The organism is Sutcliffiella horikoshii (assembly GCF_044809035.1).
In the GTDB taxonomy this organism is placed as follows: domain Bacteria; phylum Bacillota; class Bacilli; order Bacillales; family Bacillaceae_I; genus Sutcliffiella_A; species Sutcliffiella_A horikoshii_G.
Window position 1 is genome coordinate 3,687,715 of sequence record NZ_CP085237.1, and the last position, 14,358, is coordinate 3,702,072.

General features: G+C 43.7%; 14 protein-coding genes and 1 tRNA gene. 1 reads left to right on the forward strand and 14 read right to left on the reverse strand.

The window, feature by feature from the left end:
- Positions 1-10: 10 nt before the first annotated feature.
- The 4 genes from rpoN to LG307_RS19195 form a co-directional block, all read right to left on the reverse strand.
- Positions 11-1,342 (reverse strand): RNA polymerase factor sigma-54, encoded by a 1,332-nt coding sequence (gene rpoN, locus LG307_RS19180; RefSeq protein WP_404445335.1) that lies wholly within the window; start codon positions 1,340-1,342, stop codon positions 11-13.
- A 306-nt stretch (positions 1,343-1,648) separates the two neighbouring features.
- Positions 1,649-2,611 carry a sortase domain-bontaining protein gene (locus LG307_RS19185; RefSeq protein WP_404445337.1) on the reverse strand — a complete coding sequence of 321 codons (963 nt, stop codon included), beginning with the start codon at positions 2,609-2,611 and terminating at the stop codon, positions 1,649-1,651.
- Positions 2,612-2,703: 92 nt separating this feature from the next.
- Positions 2,704-4,029, reverse strand: a complete 1,326-nt coding sequence (locus LG307_RS19190) for a copper amine oxidase (RefSeq protein WP_404445340.1) — start codon at positions 4,027-4,029, stop codon at positions 2,704-2,706.
- A 279-nt stretch (positions 4,030-4,308) separates the two neighbouring features.
- Positions 4,309-4,386, reverse strand: a tRNA-Arg gene (locus LG307_RS19195).
- A 323-nt stretch (positions 4,387-4,709) separates the two neighbouring features.
- On the opposite strand from LG307_RS19195, the gene clpP reads away from it, so the two are divergent.
- On the forward strand, positions 4,710-5,300 hold the full coding sequence (clpP, locus tag LG307_RS19200; protein WP_404445342.1) for an ATP-dependent Clp endopeptidase proteolytic subunit ClpP: 591 nt from the start codon (positions 4,710-4,712) through the stop codon (positions 5,298-5,300).
- 40 nt (positions 5,301-5,340) lie between these two features.
- Here clpP and LG307_RS19205 read toward each other — a convergent pair whose 3' ends face one another.
- The 10 genes from LG307_RS19205 to hisA all read right to left on the reverse strand — a co-directional run bounded on the left by LG307_RS19205 (position 5,341) and on the right by hisA (position 14,358).
- Complete coding sequence (locus LG307_RS19205) at positions 5,341-5,598, reverse strand: HPr family phosphocarrier protein (RefSeq protein ID WP_404445344.1); 258 nt, start codon at positions 5,596-5,598, stop codon at positions 5,341-5,343.
- 72 nt (positions 5,599-5,670) lie between these two features.
- On the reverse strand, positions 5,671-6,615 hold the full coding sequence (gene whiA, locus LG307_RS19210; protein ID WP_404445347.1) for a DNA-binding protein WhiA: 945 nt from the start codon (positions 6,613-6,615) through the stop codon (positions 5,671-5,673).
- Between the two features lie 93 nt (positions 6,616-6,708).
- Positions 6,709-7,677, reverse strand: a complete 969-nt coding sequence (gene yvcK, locus LG307_RS19215; protein ID WP_404445349.1) for a uridine diphosphate-N-acetylglucosamine-binding protein YvcK — start codon at positions 7,675-7,677, stop codon at positions 6,709-6,711.
- Positions 7,677-8,567, reverse strand: a complete 891-nt coding sequence (gene rapZ, locus LG307_RS19220; protein ID WP_404445352.1) for an RNase adapter RapZ — start codon at positions 8,565-8,567, stop codon at positions 7,677-7,679. The genes yvcK and rapZ overlap by 1 nt, the downstream gene beginning before the upstream one ends.
- Before the next feature lie 27 nt (positions 8,568-8,594).
- Complete coding sequence (locus LG307_RS19225) at positions 8,595-9,053, reverse strand: 8-oxo-dGTP diphosphatase (protein WP_404445355.1); 459 nt, start codon at positions 9,051-9,053, stop codon at positions 8,595-8,597.
- A 434-nt stretch (positions 9,054-9,487) separates the two neighbouring features.
- Positions 9,488-10,444, reverse strand: coding sequence for a thioredoxin-disulfide reductase (gene trxB, locus LG307_RS19230; protein ID WP_404445358.1), 957 nt, complete (start codon positions 10,442-10,444; stop codon positions 9,488-9,490).
- A gap of 188 nt (positions 10,445-10,632) precedes the next feature.
- Positions 10,633-12,060, reverse strand: a complete 1,428-nt coding sequence (locus LG307_RS19235; RefSeq protein WP_404445361.1) for a tetratricopeptide repeat protein — start codon at positions 12,058-12,060, stop codon at positions 10,633-10,635.
- A 151-nt stretch (positions 12,061-12,211) separates the two neighbouring features.
- The gene (hisIE, locus tag LG307_RS19240; RefSeq protein ID WP_404445364.1) at positions 12,212-12,874 is read right to left on the reverse strand and encodes a bifunctional phosphoribosyl-AMP cyclohydrolase/phosphoribosyl-ATP diphosphatase HisIE; all 663 of its coding nucleotides are present in this window, start codon (positions 12,872-12,874) and stop codon (positions 12,212-12,214) included.
- A complete protein-coding gene (hisF, locus tag LG307_RS19245) occupies positions 12,871-13,629 on the reverse strand; it encodes an imidazole glycerol phosphate synthase subunit HisF (protein ID WP_404445367.1) in 759 nt (252 codons plus the stop codon). Before hisF ends, hisIE begins: the two co-directional genes overlap by 4 nt.
- Positions 13,630-14,358 carry a 1-(5-phosphoribosyl)-5-[(5-phosphoribosylamino)methylideneamino]imidazole-4-carboxamide isomerase gene (gene hisA, locus LG307_RS19250; RefSeq protein WP_404445369.1) on the reverse strand — a complete coding sequence of 243 codons (729 nt, stop codon included), beginning with the start codon at positions 14,356-14,358 and terminating at the stop codon, positions 13,630-13,632. It lies immediately after the preceding gene.

Below are 14,358 nucleotides of genomic sequence, written 5' to 3' on the forward strand. Positions count from 1 at the left end.
ATCTGCCTTTCTAATCATACCTTTTTCTCATGGAAGATCCGGGGATGTTCAGGATATCCCTGTATTTAGCCACCGTTCTACGTGAGATAGTTATATGATACTGCTTTTGCAGGAGGTTTGTCAGCTGCTGATCAGACAATGGCTTCTGTTTGTCTTCTTTTTTGATGAGCTCCTCTACTAACTTTTGCACCTGCTTGGTTGATTTCTCTTCATCGTGTCCTCCAGAGAGGCCCTGGCTGAAGAAATATTTCAGTTCAAATAATCCATAAGGCGTCTGAACATATTTTTCTTTGGTCGCACGACTAACAGTGGACTCATGGATTTCAAGGCGGGTCGCAATATCCTTTAATGTCAGCGGTTTCAAAAATGATGGTCCATTAAAAAAGAAAGACTGCTGTGCATGGAGGATCTCTTCCATCACTTTGACAAGCGTATGTTTGCGATGTTCCATGCTTTTAACGATCCACTGACATTGTTGGAGCTTTTCTTGCAAATAATTTTCTAATTCATTTTTACTTTTCAACGCTGACTCATATTGCTTATTTATCTTAATTTGTGGAATGATTTCTTCATTTAATGACACTACAAAATGGTTTTGGTGTCTTTGGACGATTAAGTCCGGGATGATATATTTCGGTTTTTCCGTCGTTTCATACCGATTGCCTGGCCGCGGATTCAGTTTGACGATTTCATCATGGATTAGTTGAATCTCTTTTAAACTAATGCCATATTTCTTTGCTAGTGTCTTCCATGCTTTTTCTGCAAAAAGCGTAAAATCATTTTCCAGAATAGCTTCTGCCACTTCATCTCTTGCTGATTTCCTTCTAAGCTGAAGCAAAAGGCATTCCTGCAAATTGGCGGCGCCTATCCCTGCAGGCTCCAACTGTTTGATGCTGTTTAATAGTGTTTCTACTATGTCAGGAGTTGTTCTAAGTTGCTTAGCAATTGCATTTGGTTCCTGTATATAGCCATTCTCATCCATATGTTCAATGATGCGCTTTGCAAGTTGTTTTTCTTCGCTTGTCATTAGGGTGTCCACCAATTGATGTTCTACGAATTGGTGGAGTGTTTCTCCGTGTTTACTGAAATTTTCAATGGAAAAGGTTTGTGTGGTGGTCGTTCCGATTTTCTTCGGTTTCAATCGTTGCACACGTGAAGAAGCAAGTTCCCTGTGGGTATTAGGTTCCTTCAAGTCCATAAGCGGGTTCTCAAGCGACTGCTCCTTTAAGAAATCCACTAACTCCAGTGTCGAATACTGTAACAACGTGATTGCCTGCTTCAGCTCCTGCGTCATCGCAAGCCTCAGCGACTGCTCCTGATACAAACCAACTGACTGCTTCATACATCCCATTCCTCCTCCAGCCACTCTCCATACGGCTTCCGGTTTCCGGTATCTACCCTTATTCTACATGACTTTGGGGAACTTGTAAGCTTTAAAAATCTTCCTTTTGGGGTCAGACCCCAAAAGGAATTTCCGCACTTATGTCGAAGTTATTTATGTTACTGCCATTCTATTTTATTATGGCTTTGTTATGGTCATTCTTGTAATAGGTGAAAACAACAAAAGAAAGCAGGAAAGGTAAACCTTGAAGGGTTTCTTTCCAGCTTCCCTAATGTTGAAAACTCCATGTATAGACTAGTCAAAACCTTAATTTACATTATCATCATTATCTTTACTATCCAGCACCGCCACCTCCGACGGTTGCGATTCCCCACCTTGCGCATTGATGGACGTTACGTAATAGGAATAGTTCGGTGCGTCAGGATCTGTATAACTCTTCCGTTGGTGGGAGGAAATGCTCGTGACATGTTCAAACTCCCCGTTTTCCCCAGCACGATATACACGGTATCCGACAATTCCTTCTTCTCGGACTGCATGGAATGTTACATGTCCCTCATGTACAACTACATTGGTTGGTGCTGTAGGTTGCTCCACTTCCACGACTACTCGGGAATCTTTTAACTCCGAATAAACAACAAGACGCTCCTCATGACCACCATTTGCACGGTCGAACGTTCCTGTACAAGTAATCAGATTCAAGCTCTTAGAGACCGAATCCCCAAAAATCTCTTCAATCGGAGCTTCATCCCGCTTGTATCTTTCTACTCTATTGACCACAAAAGTCAATTCACTTCCTTCTTCATCAGTAACGATAATCTCATCACCAGTTTCCAGCTTCTTCAGATCCCAAAACACGGCCGGTCCTTCTCGTGAATCAACATGGGCAGCGATAACCGAGTTCCCTTTTTTCCCAGGCATTGTCCCAGGTTCAAACCAGGCAACATCCTCTTCGTTATCAGGGACGCCCATTTGACCATTATCCAACAATCCGACTTTCTGGACGGAGGCATCCACCTCGATGGAGGGAATTTTCAGGTTGGTAGGAATGATTCCTATCTCCTGCTCCTCCACTTTCTTTTGCTCTTGCTCATTTCTTAATTGAACAAATTCATCACCCAGGTCGATGGCCCCGACCTCTTCGACAGATGCAACTTCAGAATCTACCATCACTTCATTTTGATGGGTCGACCCAATCAATCCCGCCTGACAGCCTATTCCAAAAAACAAAATCCCGGTAACTCCCGCAGTAGCTATCGTTTTTTTATACATCACCACACACTCCTATTTACGGAAAAAAGAAGAGAGAAACACCCTCTTCTTTTACCTGCCTAAGGTTTTTAAACTATTGTTTTTCCAGTCTATTATGCTTGTTCAGAAGCTTTTTTACGACGAACCATCACGAATGCAGTGATAGCGAACATTGCCCCAAGAATTGTTGCAATCAGAGTGATGGAAGTGTTGTTTGTGCTTCCTCCACCCATACCAGTATTTGGCATTTCGCTTGGCATTGTTTCTCCACCGAACTTATCGGGATGTTGTGTAACAATTGCTCCACCAAGTGTTTCGCCAATACCGAACATGAATGCATAACTCTCACGGAAAGTGTCATATGCTGCTTCATAATCACCAGCTACGTACTGATCGAAAGATGTTAAAACCAACTCTTCATGTGCCCATACCACTTCTGTTGCCGCTTCAGAAGGTAAGTTTTCTTCTGTTGCCGCACCAAGGAATCCACCAAAGTCTTTAGCAAAAGTCTGTAAATATCCTTCCGCTTCCGTTCTTCCAGCTTGATCTTCTTCTAATGCAGCTGTTACAATCATGCTTTGTGCATCAATGTGGTTTGCTTGCCATACTTTTTCAAATTGTGCTGCACCCTCGTCTCCATAGATGGACGCGATCGCTGCTTTAAAGTCAGCTGTATGTGCATCTTCTGCCCAGTTAATGAAATCTACATCTTCTTTTTGATCAAAACCTTTTTGCATGCCAATTGTTGCATAAGTTGTATGTTCAGCTGCCAATTTATTTAAAGTAGCGCGTAAATCTGCTGCAGGTGTATCAACTGTGGAACCTTCGAACTTATCAGGCAACTGTGTAACAATCGCACCGGATAAAGCCTTCCCGATATCGAACATGCGTGCATAACCTTCTCTATACGCCATGTAAGCTGCTTCGTACTCACCAGCTACATAGTTATCAAATACTTTTAATACATCCGCTTCATGTGCACGAATTGCTTCTTCCGCTGCAGCTTGTGGAAGGTTACCTTCTGTAGCTGCATCTAGGAATGTAGAGAATGCTACCACAAATTCTTCGATTTCCTCTTCAGCTGCTTTACGTGCTTCTTCATCGTTGTTTTTTGCCGCATTAACTAAACCGTCCGTATAATCATTATGACTTGCAAAAATATCATTGAATTGTTGAGCACCTTCCGCACCATACACGGATTCCACTGCTACTTGCATGTCAGCTGCATTTTCATCAAGTGCTGCTAATACAGCTTCTGTATCCTCATCTCCATCATACGCTTTCTGCATGGATGCTACCGCTAAAACAAAATGCTCGGATAGAAGATGATCCAACGTCGCCCTCAAATCTGTTGCTGGGGTCTTTACCTCATTCGCAGAAGCAAATGTCGGTACCAGTAAAGTAAATGTCATCACTAAAGCCATCAATTTCTTCATCATTCCTCTTCCTCTCCTTTGTTGGGGTAATGCCCCGTTTTTGTCTTTCTTACCTACCTAACGGAGAGGATTTAATATTGGATCACTTTTTTCAAAAAAGTTTTTTCTAAGTAAAAAAGGCCTCCCTCTTAAAGAAGAGAGAAGCCTTATAAGCAATATAAAAACCCAGTGTGCCGACACTGGGTTAGTAGATAATATGAGATAACGGCGCTTGTCCGTTACAAGTAATACTATAGCACGCTTTTCGATTATGTATCAAACGTAAGTTTTTCCAAATAGTAATGGCGCGCTCGGAGGGATTCGAACCCCCGCATGACGCGGTACCGGAAACCACCGCTCTATCCCCTGAGCTACGAGCGCACGCTGCAAATGGAACTTTATTAATATACCAAATTATACACTAATTGTCGAGAGTTAGGCAATTTAAATTAATGCTTTAACGGAGTTAGGCAGCCCCCTTTGAAGTTTAATCCCACCTCATACTGGATATGATTATTACATGGGGAAAAATGGGGGTTTTTGCGATGGTTTTTATTTGACCATTCTTGACCTTGTATGTATGATAAAAGTACATATTGATTTAGTAATACTTACTAATTGGTATAGGTCCACTTAAGATTTTCCCATTTTTACATAGGAACCTATGTCGATAGAAAACTTAAATTTTAAGGAGGAAAAGTGAGATGAACTTAATTCCTACAGTTATTGAACAAACAAGCCGTGGGGAGCGCGCGTACGATATTTACTCCCGTCTATTAAAAGACCGTATTATCATGCTTGGGAGTGCGATTGATGACAATGTGGCCAACTCCATCGTGTCTCAACTTCTATTCTTGGCAGCGGAAGATCCTGATAAAGATATCTCCCTTTACATCAACAGCCCTGGTGGTTCCATCACAGCTGGTATGGCTATCTACGATACAATGAACTTCATTAAGCCGAATGTTAGCACAATGTGCGTTGGTATGGCTGCTTCCATGGGAGCATTCTTACTTACAGCTGGAGCGAAAGGCAAGCGTTTTGCGCTACCTAACAGTGAAGTAATGATTCACCAACCACTTGGTGGAGCACAAGGTCAAGCAACGGAAATCGAGATTGCGGCAAAACGCATCTTGTTCTTACGCGAAAAACTTAACACGATCCTATCTGAGCAAACTGGCCAGCCTATCGAAGTGATTTCCCGCGACACAGACCGCGACAACTTCATGACAGCTGACCGCGCACTTGAATACGGACTAATCGACAAAGTAATCCGTAACAATAACCAAAACTAAAAACAAAACCGGGCTTCCCATTAAGGGGAGACCCGGTTTTTTAGTTCTCTTGTTGAACGTATTCTGTTAAAGCAGCAATCGCATCCTCTTCATCATGACCGTCAGCAATCAATGTAATCGTTGCTCCCGTGCTGATAGCTAAGCTCATCAAGCCCATGATACTTTTCGCATTTACCTTTTTTCCGTCCTTTTCTAAGAAAACCTCACTTGAGAAGCGGTTAGCTTCCTGTACGAAAAGTGCTGCCGGGCGCGCTTGCAAGCCCGTTTTCAAACGAACATCCACTTGTTTTTGTACCATTATTATTCCTCCTCTATCTAATGTATGGTTGCTGGTCGGAGTCAGCTCAATACGAGGTGACCTTCTCCAGAATTATTTAACAGATTCCCCTGCACGTAGTTTATCGGCAATTTCATCTATTTTTCGTAGTCGATGATTGATGCCGGATTTGCTGATGGTCCCGCTCGACACCATTTCACCAAGTTCTTTTAATGTAACATCTTGATAGGTGACGCGCAGTTCCGCGATTTCACGAAGCTTGTCAGGCAGGATACCGAGCCCGACCGTGCTATCGATATAGCGGATGTTTTCCACCTGTCGGATCGCAGCACCAATCGTTTTATTAAGGTTGGCAGTTTCACAGTTCACGAGGCGATTAACCGAGTTGCGCATATCCCGAACAATCCGGATGTCCTCGAACCTCAGCAATGCCTGATGGGCACCGATGATGCTTAAGAATTCCGCGATTTTTTCGGCCTCTTTCAGGTAAGTGATATAGCCTTTTTTCCGCTCTAATGTTTTACTGTTTAAGTGAAACATATTCATCAGTTCACATAAAGATTCGTTGTGTTCATGGTAGAGGGAGAAGATTTCTAGATGATAGGACGACGTTTCCGGGTTATTCACCGAACCGCCTGCCAAGAAAGCACCTCGTAAATAAGATCGCTTGCAGCATTTTTTGTTGATCAGATCTTCTGATATGTCACGAACAAACGTGAATCCATCCTTTAAAATCTTCAATTCATCCAAAATATAATGCGCCTGCTCGGCATAACGAACGATATAAACGTTATTCTTTTTCAGTCTCATCTTCTTTCGTACAAGCAATTCGACACGCACATCATAAATCCTTTTTGTTAACGTGTAGATTCTGCGGGCAATTGCAGCGTTTTCCGTTTGTATGTCCAAAATCAGTTTGCGGTTAGAAAAGGACAGGGACCCGTTCATCCGAATCAGCGCCGCGAGTTCTGCCTTGACGCAGCAGTCTTTTGTTTCTATGGTGGTTAATTCTTTTTTCGTTTCTGAAGCGTAGGACATTGTGTTCACCTCCCATGTGAATGTACTTTGGTGCCTGCGAGGTGTTCAAACATTACAGTATCCCCTTGCCACCAGCCATGCATTCGTTTGCATCTAGTTTGTGTCCGTTTTTATCATGCTGTACAATAATGCCGCTACTTTTTGTGTGTCATGTCGGATAACGCCATCTTCATAACGAATGATTTTATCATGGACGATTTCAAGGCCTAGATTGGACAAGGCGGCAATATCATAGATAACAGGTGTCGCATATTCTTTTTTATAGCGAAGGGCTATTTCATCAGGAATTCCTTCTTCATTCACAAGAATGGTATCCATGAAACGGCAGCCCAGATGGTCATAAAGCGCTTTGACATGATCACTTGCCGTATATTCAAGTGTTTCACCGGCCTGTGTCATGACATTACATATATATACTTTTTTGGCATGTGCGTTACACACAGCCTCTCCTATCTTTGGAACAAGAAGATTTGGCAAGATGCTGGTGTAGAGACTTCCAGGTCCGACGATGATTAGATCCGCCTTTTCTATCTCTTCCACTGATTCCTGCAAAGGCTCTACTTTCTCCGGTGTCAGGAAAACCCGTTTAATCTTTTGCCCATACGCCGGGATCTTGGATTCTCCGGTTACAATGGCACCGTCCTCCATCTCCGCATGTAAAATAACACTTTGGTTTGCGGCAGGAAGCACTTTTCCACGAACGTTCAACACTTTGCTCATCTCACGTATTGCGTGTACAAAGTCACCTGTGATGGTAGTCATCGCCGCTAAAAGCAGGTTTCCGAGTGAGTGCCCCGAAAGTCCGTTGCCTGTTGCAAAACGATGCTGGAATAGATCCTCAATCAGTGGCTCCACATCAGATAAAGCTGCAAGCACATTTCGGACATCTCCCGGTGGAGGGATTTGCAATTCATCACGCAATCTGCCAGAGCTTCCTCCATCATCGGCCACTGTCACCACCGCTGTTATATCGACATCATAATGCTTAAGTCCCCGGAGTAAAATAGGCAGCCCCGTTCCTCCGCCTATTATGACGATTTTAGGTATTTTTGGGCGTCTCATCAGTGTTTGCCCTTTCGTTTCTCGATATCTCGGTGTGTTAGGAGTGTATCATACTCATCCTTGAAATGCTTGGCGAAATACTCTGCCAAAGTTACAGAACGATGCTGGCCTCCTGTACATCCAATGGCAAGGACTAGCTGGCTCTTACCTTCCCGCTTGTAATAAGGAAGCATGAACGTCAACAAATCAGTAAGTTTTTCCACGAATTTCTGTGTTTCCGTCCACTTCAACACATAGGAGGAAACCTCTTCATCAAGCCCAGTCATCGGTCTCATATGGTCAATATAATGAGGATTTGGTAAAAAGCGTACATCAAACACAAGATCTGCATCTATAGGAAGTCCATATTTAAAACCGAAGGAAACGACATTCAATTTAAAAGTCTGTTTGGAGTGAGTGGCAAATTGTTTGAGGATTTTCTCTCTAAGTTCACGTGGCTTTAAGTTGGAAGTGTCCAAAATCAGTTGGGCACGGCCCTTTAACTCTTCTAACAACTCGCGCTCATGTTCGATTCCTTCAAGTGGCAAACCTGATTTTGCCAACGGATGCGATCTTCTAGTTTCTTTATAACGTGTGACAAGAACAGAATCTTTAGCATCCAAGAATAAAATCTGCGGTGTCACCCATGACAATTCCGAAATATCGTCAAGCGCTTCAAACAGGCTGTCAAAAAATTCACGACCGCGCAAGTCCATTACCAACGCCACTTTATTCATTTTATTGCCTGACTCCTCCATCAGCTCTAAAAACTTCGGAAGCAAAGTCGGAGGCAGATTATCCACACAGAAAAATCCAAGATCCTCTAAACTCTGGATGGCCACTGTTTTACCAGCACCACTCATTCCAGTGATAATGACTAATTCTACATCACTGCTTGTACCTGTACTCATGTTTCTTTCACTCCCTTAATGGTCTAATCAGTTCGGATCAAGACGGTAGGACAACAACTCAAAATTTGGCGTATAAGTGAACGTCCCGAAAATCATGCCAGTTCCTTTAATGAGGTAATCAAGAATATGGAAATCGCCAGGTGCCATCGGAAGTTTAGCAATATCTTCCTGCTTATGCCACTCGATCTTCCCTTCTTCCGATTCCTTCACATTCTGTCCGTCATACTCCGTTGCAAGGAAAGTGAACATCATCCATTCGGATACAATATCCTTTCCTTCTTTTATAACAAATGTAAAAACACCCTTAAGGGCAGGATTTTTTAAATAAATTCCAGTTTCTTCACGATATTCGCGCACAACCGTATCCTTTACAGATTCCCCGTGCTCCATTTTTCCACCAGGTGCAACCCACCATCCACGACGCGGCTTTTGCAATAGTAGCACTTGGTCATCTTTTACTAGTACACAATTTGTTACTCTTTGCATAGTTACAACCCCTTTTGTCTTGGCTGATTATCTATAGGTGAATTTAAATGAAATTTAAAACTAGCCAAGTGTATCATTTTTTATTTTACAGTAAAAGTATTCATTAAGACACAGTAAAGTTCTACAATTTAGCAAACTCTGTGTCAGGATTTCTTACAGGTATCGATTCCAGTTTCTTTGTAAGTTGTAAACGTTTTACTTTTTTAAGTATATCATAGCTCCACTCTTCGTCCTAAAAAAAGACATAAAAAAAGGACACGGGAAAAAGGGAACCCGTGTCATCCACTATATTTATAAAAGGGGGTCAATTACTATTTATATAATAACCGATTATTGTTTCAAAGCTGTTACAGAAGCGTTAAGGGGCAGTTACGTTTTGGTTAAAGGGATATTTCGACATGCCTCTTTATAGTTCGACATACCTATTTTATCCATTATTTCGCTGCGTTTGCCTTTAACTCCTCTACCAATTCTTCTACAAAATGTTGGGCACTTTGTGCTGCGATACTTCCGTCGCCTGTTGCCGTAACAATTTGGCGTAGAGTTTTCTCGCGGATGTCACCCGCTGCGAAAATACCTGGAATTTTTGTTTCCATACGCTCATTTGTTTCGATATAACCCATGTCATTTGTGATACCAAGGTTCAAGAACGGCTTCGTCAGTGGAAGCATTCCCACGTAGATGAAGACTCCGTCAGTCTTAAACTCTTGCTCTGCTCCATCTTTCGTGTTGACAAGCGTTACGCTGCCAACCTTGCCGTCTTTTTCGTTAATTTCTTTAATGGTGTGGCTCCAAATGAAGTCAATTTTATCGTTGTCGAATGCACGTTGCTGAAGGATCTTTTGCGCACGAAGCTCATCGCGGCGGTGAACAATCGTCACTTTTGATGCAAAACGAGTCAAGTACACACCCTCTTCCACAGCAGAGTCTCCTCCGCCGACAACCACTAATTCTTTATTTTTGAAAAACGCGCCGTCACAAACCGCACAATAAGAAACCCCGCGTCCTCCAAGCTCTTTCTCACCAGGTGCGCCGATTTTCTTGTATTCGGCACCACTTGAAATGATGACCGTACGCGCTTTGTAAGACTTGCTTCCTGCGTTCACTGTTTTATATTCTTTGCCATCTATTACTTCTTTTACGTCGCCATATGCGTATTCCGCTCCGAATTTTTTCGCATGATCAAACATTTTAGTGGAAAGCTCAGGGCCTAAGATATGGTCAAACCCCGGATAATTCTCCACTTCCTCCGTGTTCGCCATTTGCCCGCCAGGCATTCCGCGCTCGATCATCAATGTGCTCAAATTCGCACGAGATGTGTAAACCGCAGCCGTCATTCCCGCAGGTCCGGCACCTATAATGATCACATCATAAATTTTTTCCTCTGTCATGTTGCCCACTCCTTTAACTCATTTGCTGCTTTTATGATAACCCTATTTTCTTCAGCCAATTTTATATATGTTTACAGAATACCTTTAAAAGTATTCCCAGTTACTATCCTATATAACAGGACGGTTGTCCGTCCAATTTTTTGCTCATGGGAGACAGCAAAAAACCGAGCATCATCCCAGCTCGGTTTTTAAGTAAGTAGATCTTCTACTTTTTTAATATATTTTCTTAACGTGCTAGCAGAAACCTCATATGTTTCCACCAGTTCTTTCTGTGTCACAGCATAGCCGTTCCCTTTACTCCAGACGTAGGAGAATGCGGCTGCCCAAGCTGGTGCGTTTGTAAAAGTGACGGCTTGTTTTAATGCTCTAGCATAAAGATCAAACCATTCTTTTACAATCATATCAACTTGTTTTGTATTTAATAATGACGCAATTTCATACCCATTCACGACATTTACTGGCACATCTTTACGATTCAATAAGGCAAACATGGCAAATTCTCGTACAGTTGAGGTGACAAAGGATTGTTCAAGGACAGTTTTCACGGTTGTCTTAGTGGAAATACTTGATTGGAAAATATGAAAAAGCTGTTCCGCTTCTTCTTCCTCAACCGTTTTATCCTCCACATGGTTCCATGGTTCTGTGCCTTCCTTTTCAGGGTTCAGCTCAATCACTTTGGACCACGCTTGTTCCGCAACTGTAAAGCGCTCTGTTTGATAAGCAGCATTCGCGAGCCAGAAATAAAACGTGCCGTCTCCTTGAAAACCGTTTTTCTGCAAAGAACGCAACCACTTGTAGGACAATTCATGTCGACCAATCAATCCGAACGTCGCGCCAAGCTTATAACGGTGCTCCACCAGAATCGGTGTTACCTTTTCCAGCCTCGTAGCTAGCTCGTTCATTTCTTTTAGATTGTTCTCATAATGGAAAAATACCAGCAGATTGCAAAGCGCATGCAAGTTTCCTGGATTTTTTTCCAGTACTTCCTCCAACACATTACGAGCCTCTGTTAAATTTCCTTTATAGAAATAGGCTAATGCCAAATTATTATAGGCAGACCAGAATTGTGGATATTCCTCGATGATCTGTTCGAGCAGCTCCAACGCTTCATCCAGTTCACCCTTTTCAAGCAGGCCTCTTGCATTCTCCTGCATGACGATAAGGTGATCTTGGCCTTCTGCATAGTCTTCCGGTTCATCTGTCTCAATTTCCAAAAGATCCATCAGATCCTCCGTATCCTCGACAAATTCTCCGTCCGGCTCCATCGTCAAATACTCCTCGGCATGCTTTCTTGCCTCTTGAAACAATCCCAAATAAGCAAAATTATTTGCCATAAAGTAATGACAATCATGCATATCCGGCTCTAAATCTTCTATAATTTCTTCTAAAAGTTCATTAGAACGCTGATAGTCACCAAGCTCGGTCAAGACAATTGCCAGCTGACACATAATAGATGCATCACTCGGTTTCATCGCCTCCGCACGTTGGAGCCATTTTCTTGCCTTATATAAGTCCCGCTTCCGATAAGCGCGGATCCCTTTTTGAAAAAAATAATCGCCATTCTGCGCAAATGGGATGATCTTCGCAACTTGTTTCACATTCGGATTTTTTCCCATTATAGCCTCCATACAAACTTACTTACCGTTCGTAGTATAACATAAGACGGGATGGAAAGAATAGGTGGGAAATTTTGATGCGTTCTTTTTCAGCAAACAAAAAACACTTTTCCAGCTTTCAACTAGAAAAGTGCACGAAACATCGTTATTTTCACTGATCATCCTCAGGCTTTTTTGCATGCCGTTCCTCCAGCACCGCCAACACTTCATCCAATTTCACGTCCTGCTCACGCAGAAGCACCATCACGTGAAATAGCAGATCGGCAACTTCCCATGTAAGCTCCCCGCGGTCACGGTTCTTCGCGGCAATGATTACTTCCGCCGCTTCCTCACCAACCTTTTTCAAAATCTTATCCACACCCTCTTCAAAAAGGTAGGTAGTATAAGATCCATCAGGTTTATCCACAGCTCTGGAGGCAATCACTGACTCTAAACGTGATAAAATGGAAGTGGGATCAAATCCGCCGAACGTAGCCACCTCATGTGATTTCGCTGTCAGCACTACTTCGTGAAAACAAGTATCCTCCCCCTTATGACAGGCCGGTCCATTCGGCTTCACCAACACAAGCACCGCGTCCTGATCACAATCGTACCGCATCTCTACAACACGCTGTGTGTTACCGGATGTTGCTCCCTTGTGCCAAAGTTCGCCACGAGAACGGCTCCAAAACCAAGTTTCCCGAGTCTCCACCGTTTTCACGAGCGACTCTCCGTTCATATATGCCAGTGTCAACACTTCCTTCGTGGAAGCATCTTGCACAATGGCAGGGACAAGCCCCTTTTCGTCAAATCTAACCGCCTCAAGATTGATCATCGAACCTGCACCCCTTTCTCCTTAAGATAACTTTTCACTTCTTTTACACTCGTTTCTTTGTAGTGGAAAATGGAGGCCGCTAACGCTGCATCTGCCGCTCCTTCTTCAAACGCATCCAGAAAATGAGCAGCTTCGCCGGCTCCACCAGAGGCAATGACCGGTACCGAGACAGCCGAGCTGACCGCTTTAGTCAGCGCCAAGTTGAACCCTTTCTTTTCTCCGTCACTGTCCATGCTCGTCAATAAAATCTCACCGGCGCCCAACTTAACCGCTTCCTGTGCCCACTTCACTACTTCCCAGTCCGTTTCGCGGCGTCCACCATGCGTATACACTCTCCATGAACCGAGGCTTTCGTCATACTTAGCATCAATCGCCACCACTATGCATTGTGAGCCAAAATAATCTGCTCCGGCCTGGATTAAATAAGGATTCAGCAATGCTGCAGTGTTCAATGACACCTTATCTGCACCGGCACGCAACAATCGTTTCATGTCCTCTATAGAATTGATGCCTCCGCCGACTGTGAACGGAATCGCCAATTTCGCAGCCACCTGCTCGACCACATCGACCATTGTTTCCCGACCTTCATGGGAAGCTGAAATATCAAGGAATACTAACTCATCTGCACCTTCTTCATCATAAAAGGCAGCAAGCTCGACAGGATCTCCCGCATCTCGGAGTTCGACAAACTGCACTCCTTTTACCACACGTCCTTCTTTTACATCCAGACAAGGTATGATTCGTTTCGTTAGCATCTATTTCACCTCTTCCAATGCACGGGCAAGAACTATTTTCTCCGTGTAAATCGCTTTTCCTACGATGGAACCTGACACGCCATTGGCTGCAAATTTCCGAAGGGACAACAGATCATCCACAGAACTGACTCCTCCTGAAGCAATGACAGAAGCCCCTGTCACACGCGCTAGCTCCACCGTCGCATCGACATTCGGCCCGGATAACATGCCATCTGTAGCGATATCAGTGAAAATAAAGGTCTCCGCTCCTGCGTCCGCCAGCTCTTTTCCAAGTACGGTTGCTTTTACGGTTGACGTCTCCACCCAGCCCTCTGTTGCCACATAGCCGTCTTTAGCATCAAGCCCAATCGCGATTTTCGCTCCATATTTTGAAAGCATGTCCTTCACAAAGTCAGGGTCATTAATGGCCGCGCTGCCTAAAATAACCCGGTCCACACCATTTTCTAAATAATGCTCCACGTCCTCCGCCGTGCGGATCCCCCCGCCAATCTGTACCTTTGCCGGCAGCTCGCGGGCCACCTGCAGCACAAATAGGTCATTAACTGGCGACCCAGCCTTTGCGCCGTCAAGGTCCACCATATGAATCCACTCTGCTCCCTGCTCCACAAACGTTTTCGCCATATCAAATGGAGAATCGCCATAGACCGTTTCCTTACTATAATCCCCCTGCAGCAGACGGACACATTTTCCACCGCGCATATCAATTGCCGGATAAATGGTAAAGCTCAT

What these genes read in the sequence shown, in the direction of transcription:
- rpoN (WP_404445335.1), bottom strand. Translation starts at nt 1,342, where the DNA reads ATGAAGCAGTCAGTTGGTTTGTATCAGGAGCAGTCGCTGAGGCTTGCG.
- LG307_RS19185 (WP_404445337.1), bottom strand. Translation starts at nt 2,611, where the DNA reads ATGTATAAAAAAACGATAGCTACTGCGGGAGTTACCGGGATTTTGTTT.
- LG307_RS19190 (WP_404445340.1), bottom strand. Translation starts at nt 4,029, where the DNA reads ATGATGAAGAAATTGATGGCTTTAGTGATGACATTTACTTTACTGGTA.
- clpP (WP_404445342.1), top strand. Translation starts at nt 4,710, where the DNA reads ATGAACTTAATTCCTACAGTTATTGAACAAACAAGCCGTGGGGAGCGC.
- LG307_RS19205 (WP_404445344.1), bottom strand. Translation starts at nt 5,598, where the DNA reads ATGGTACAAAAACAAGTGGATGTTCGTTTGAAAACGGGCTTGCAAGCG.
- whiA (WP_404445347.1), bottom strand. Translation starts at nt 6,615, where the DNA reads ATGTCCTACGCTTCAGAAACGAAAAAAGAATTAACCACCATAGAAACA.
- yvcK (WP_404445349.1), bottom strand. Translation starts at nt 7,677, where the DNA reads ATGAGACGCCCAAAAATACCTAAAATCGTCATAATAGGCGGAGGAACG.
- rapZ (WP_404445352.1), bottom strand. Translation starts at nt 8,567, where the DNA reads ATGAGTACAGGTACAAGCAGTGATGTAGAATTAGTCATTATCACTGGA.
- LG307_RS19225 (WP_404445355.1), bottom strand. Translation starts at nt 9,053, where the DNA reads ATGCAAAGAGTAACAAATTGTGTACTAGTAAAAGATGACCAAGTGCTA.
- trxB (WP_404445358.1), bottom strand. Translation starts at nt 10,444, where the DNA reads ATGACAGAGGAAAAAATTTATGATGTGATCATTATAGGTGCCGGACCT.
- LG307_RS19235 (WP_404445361.1), bottom strand. Translation starts at nt 12,060, where the DNA reads ATGGGAAAAAATCCGAATGTGAAACAAGTTGCGAAGATCATCCCATTT.
- hisIE (WP_404445364.1), bottom strand. Translation starts at nt 12,874, where the DNA reads ATGATCAATCTTGAGGCGGTTAGATTTGACGAAAAGGGGCTTGTCCCT.
- hisF (WP_404445367.1), bottom strand. Translation starts at nt 13,629, where the DNA reads ATGCTAACGAAACGAATCATACCTTGTCTGGATGTAAAAGAAGGACGT.
- hisA (WP_404445369.1), bottom strand. Translation starts at nt 14,358, where the DNA reads ATGAGCTTTACCATTTATCCGGCAATTGATATGCGCGGTGGAAAATGT.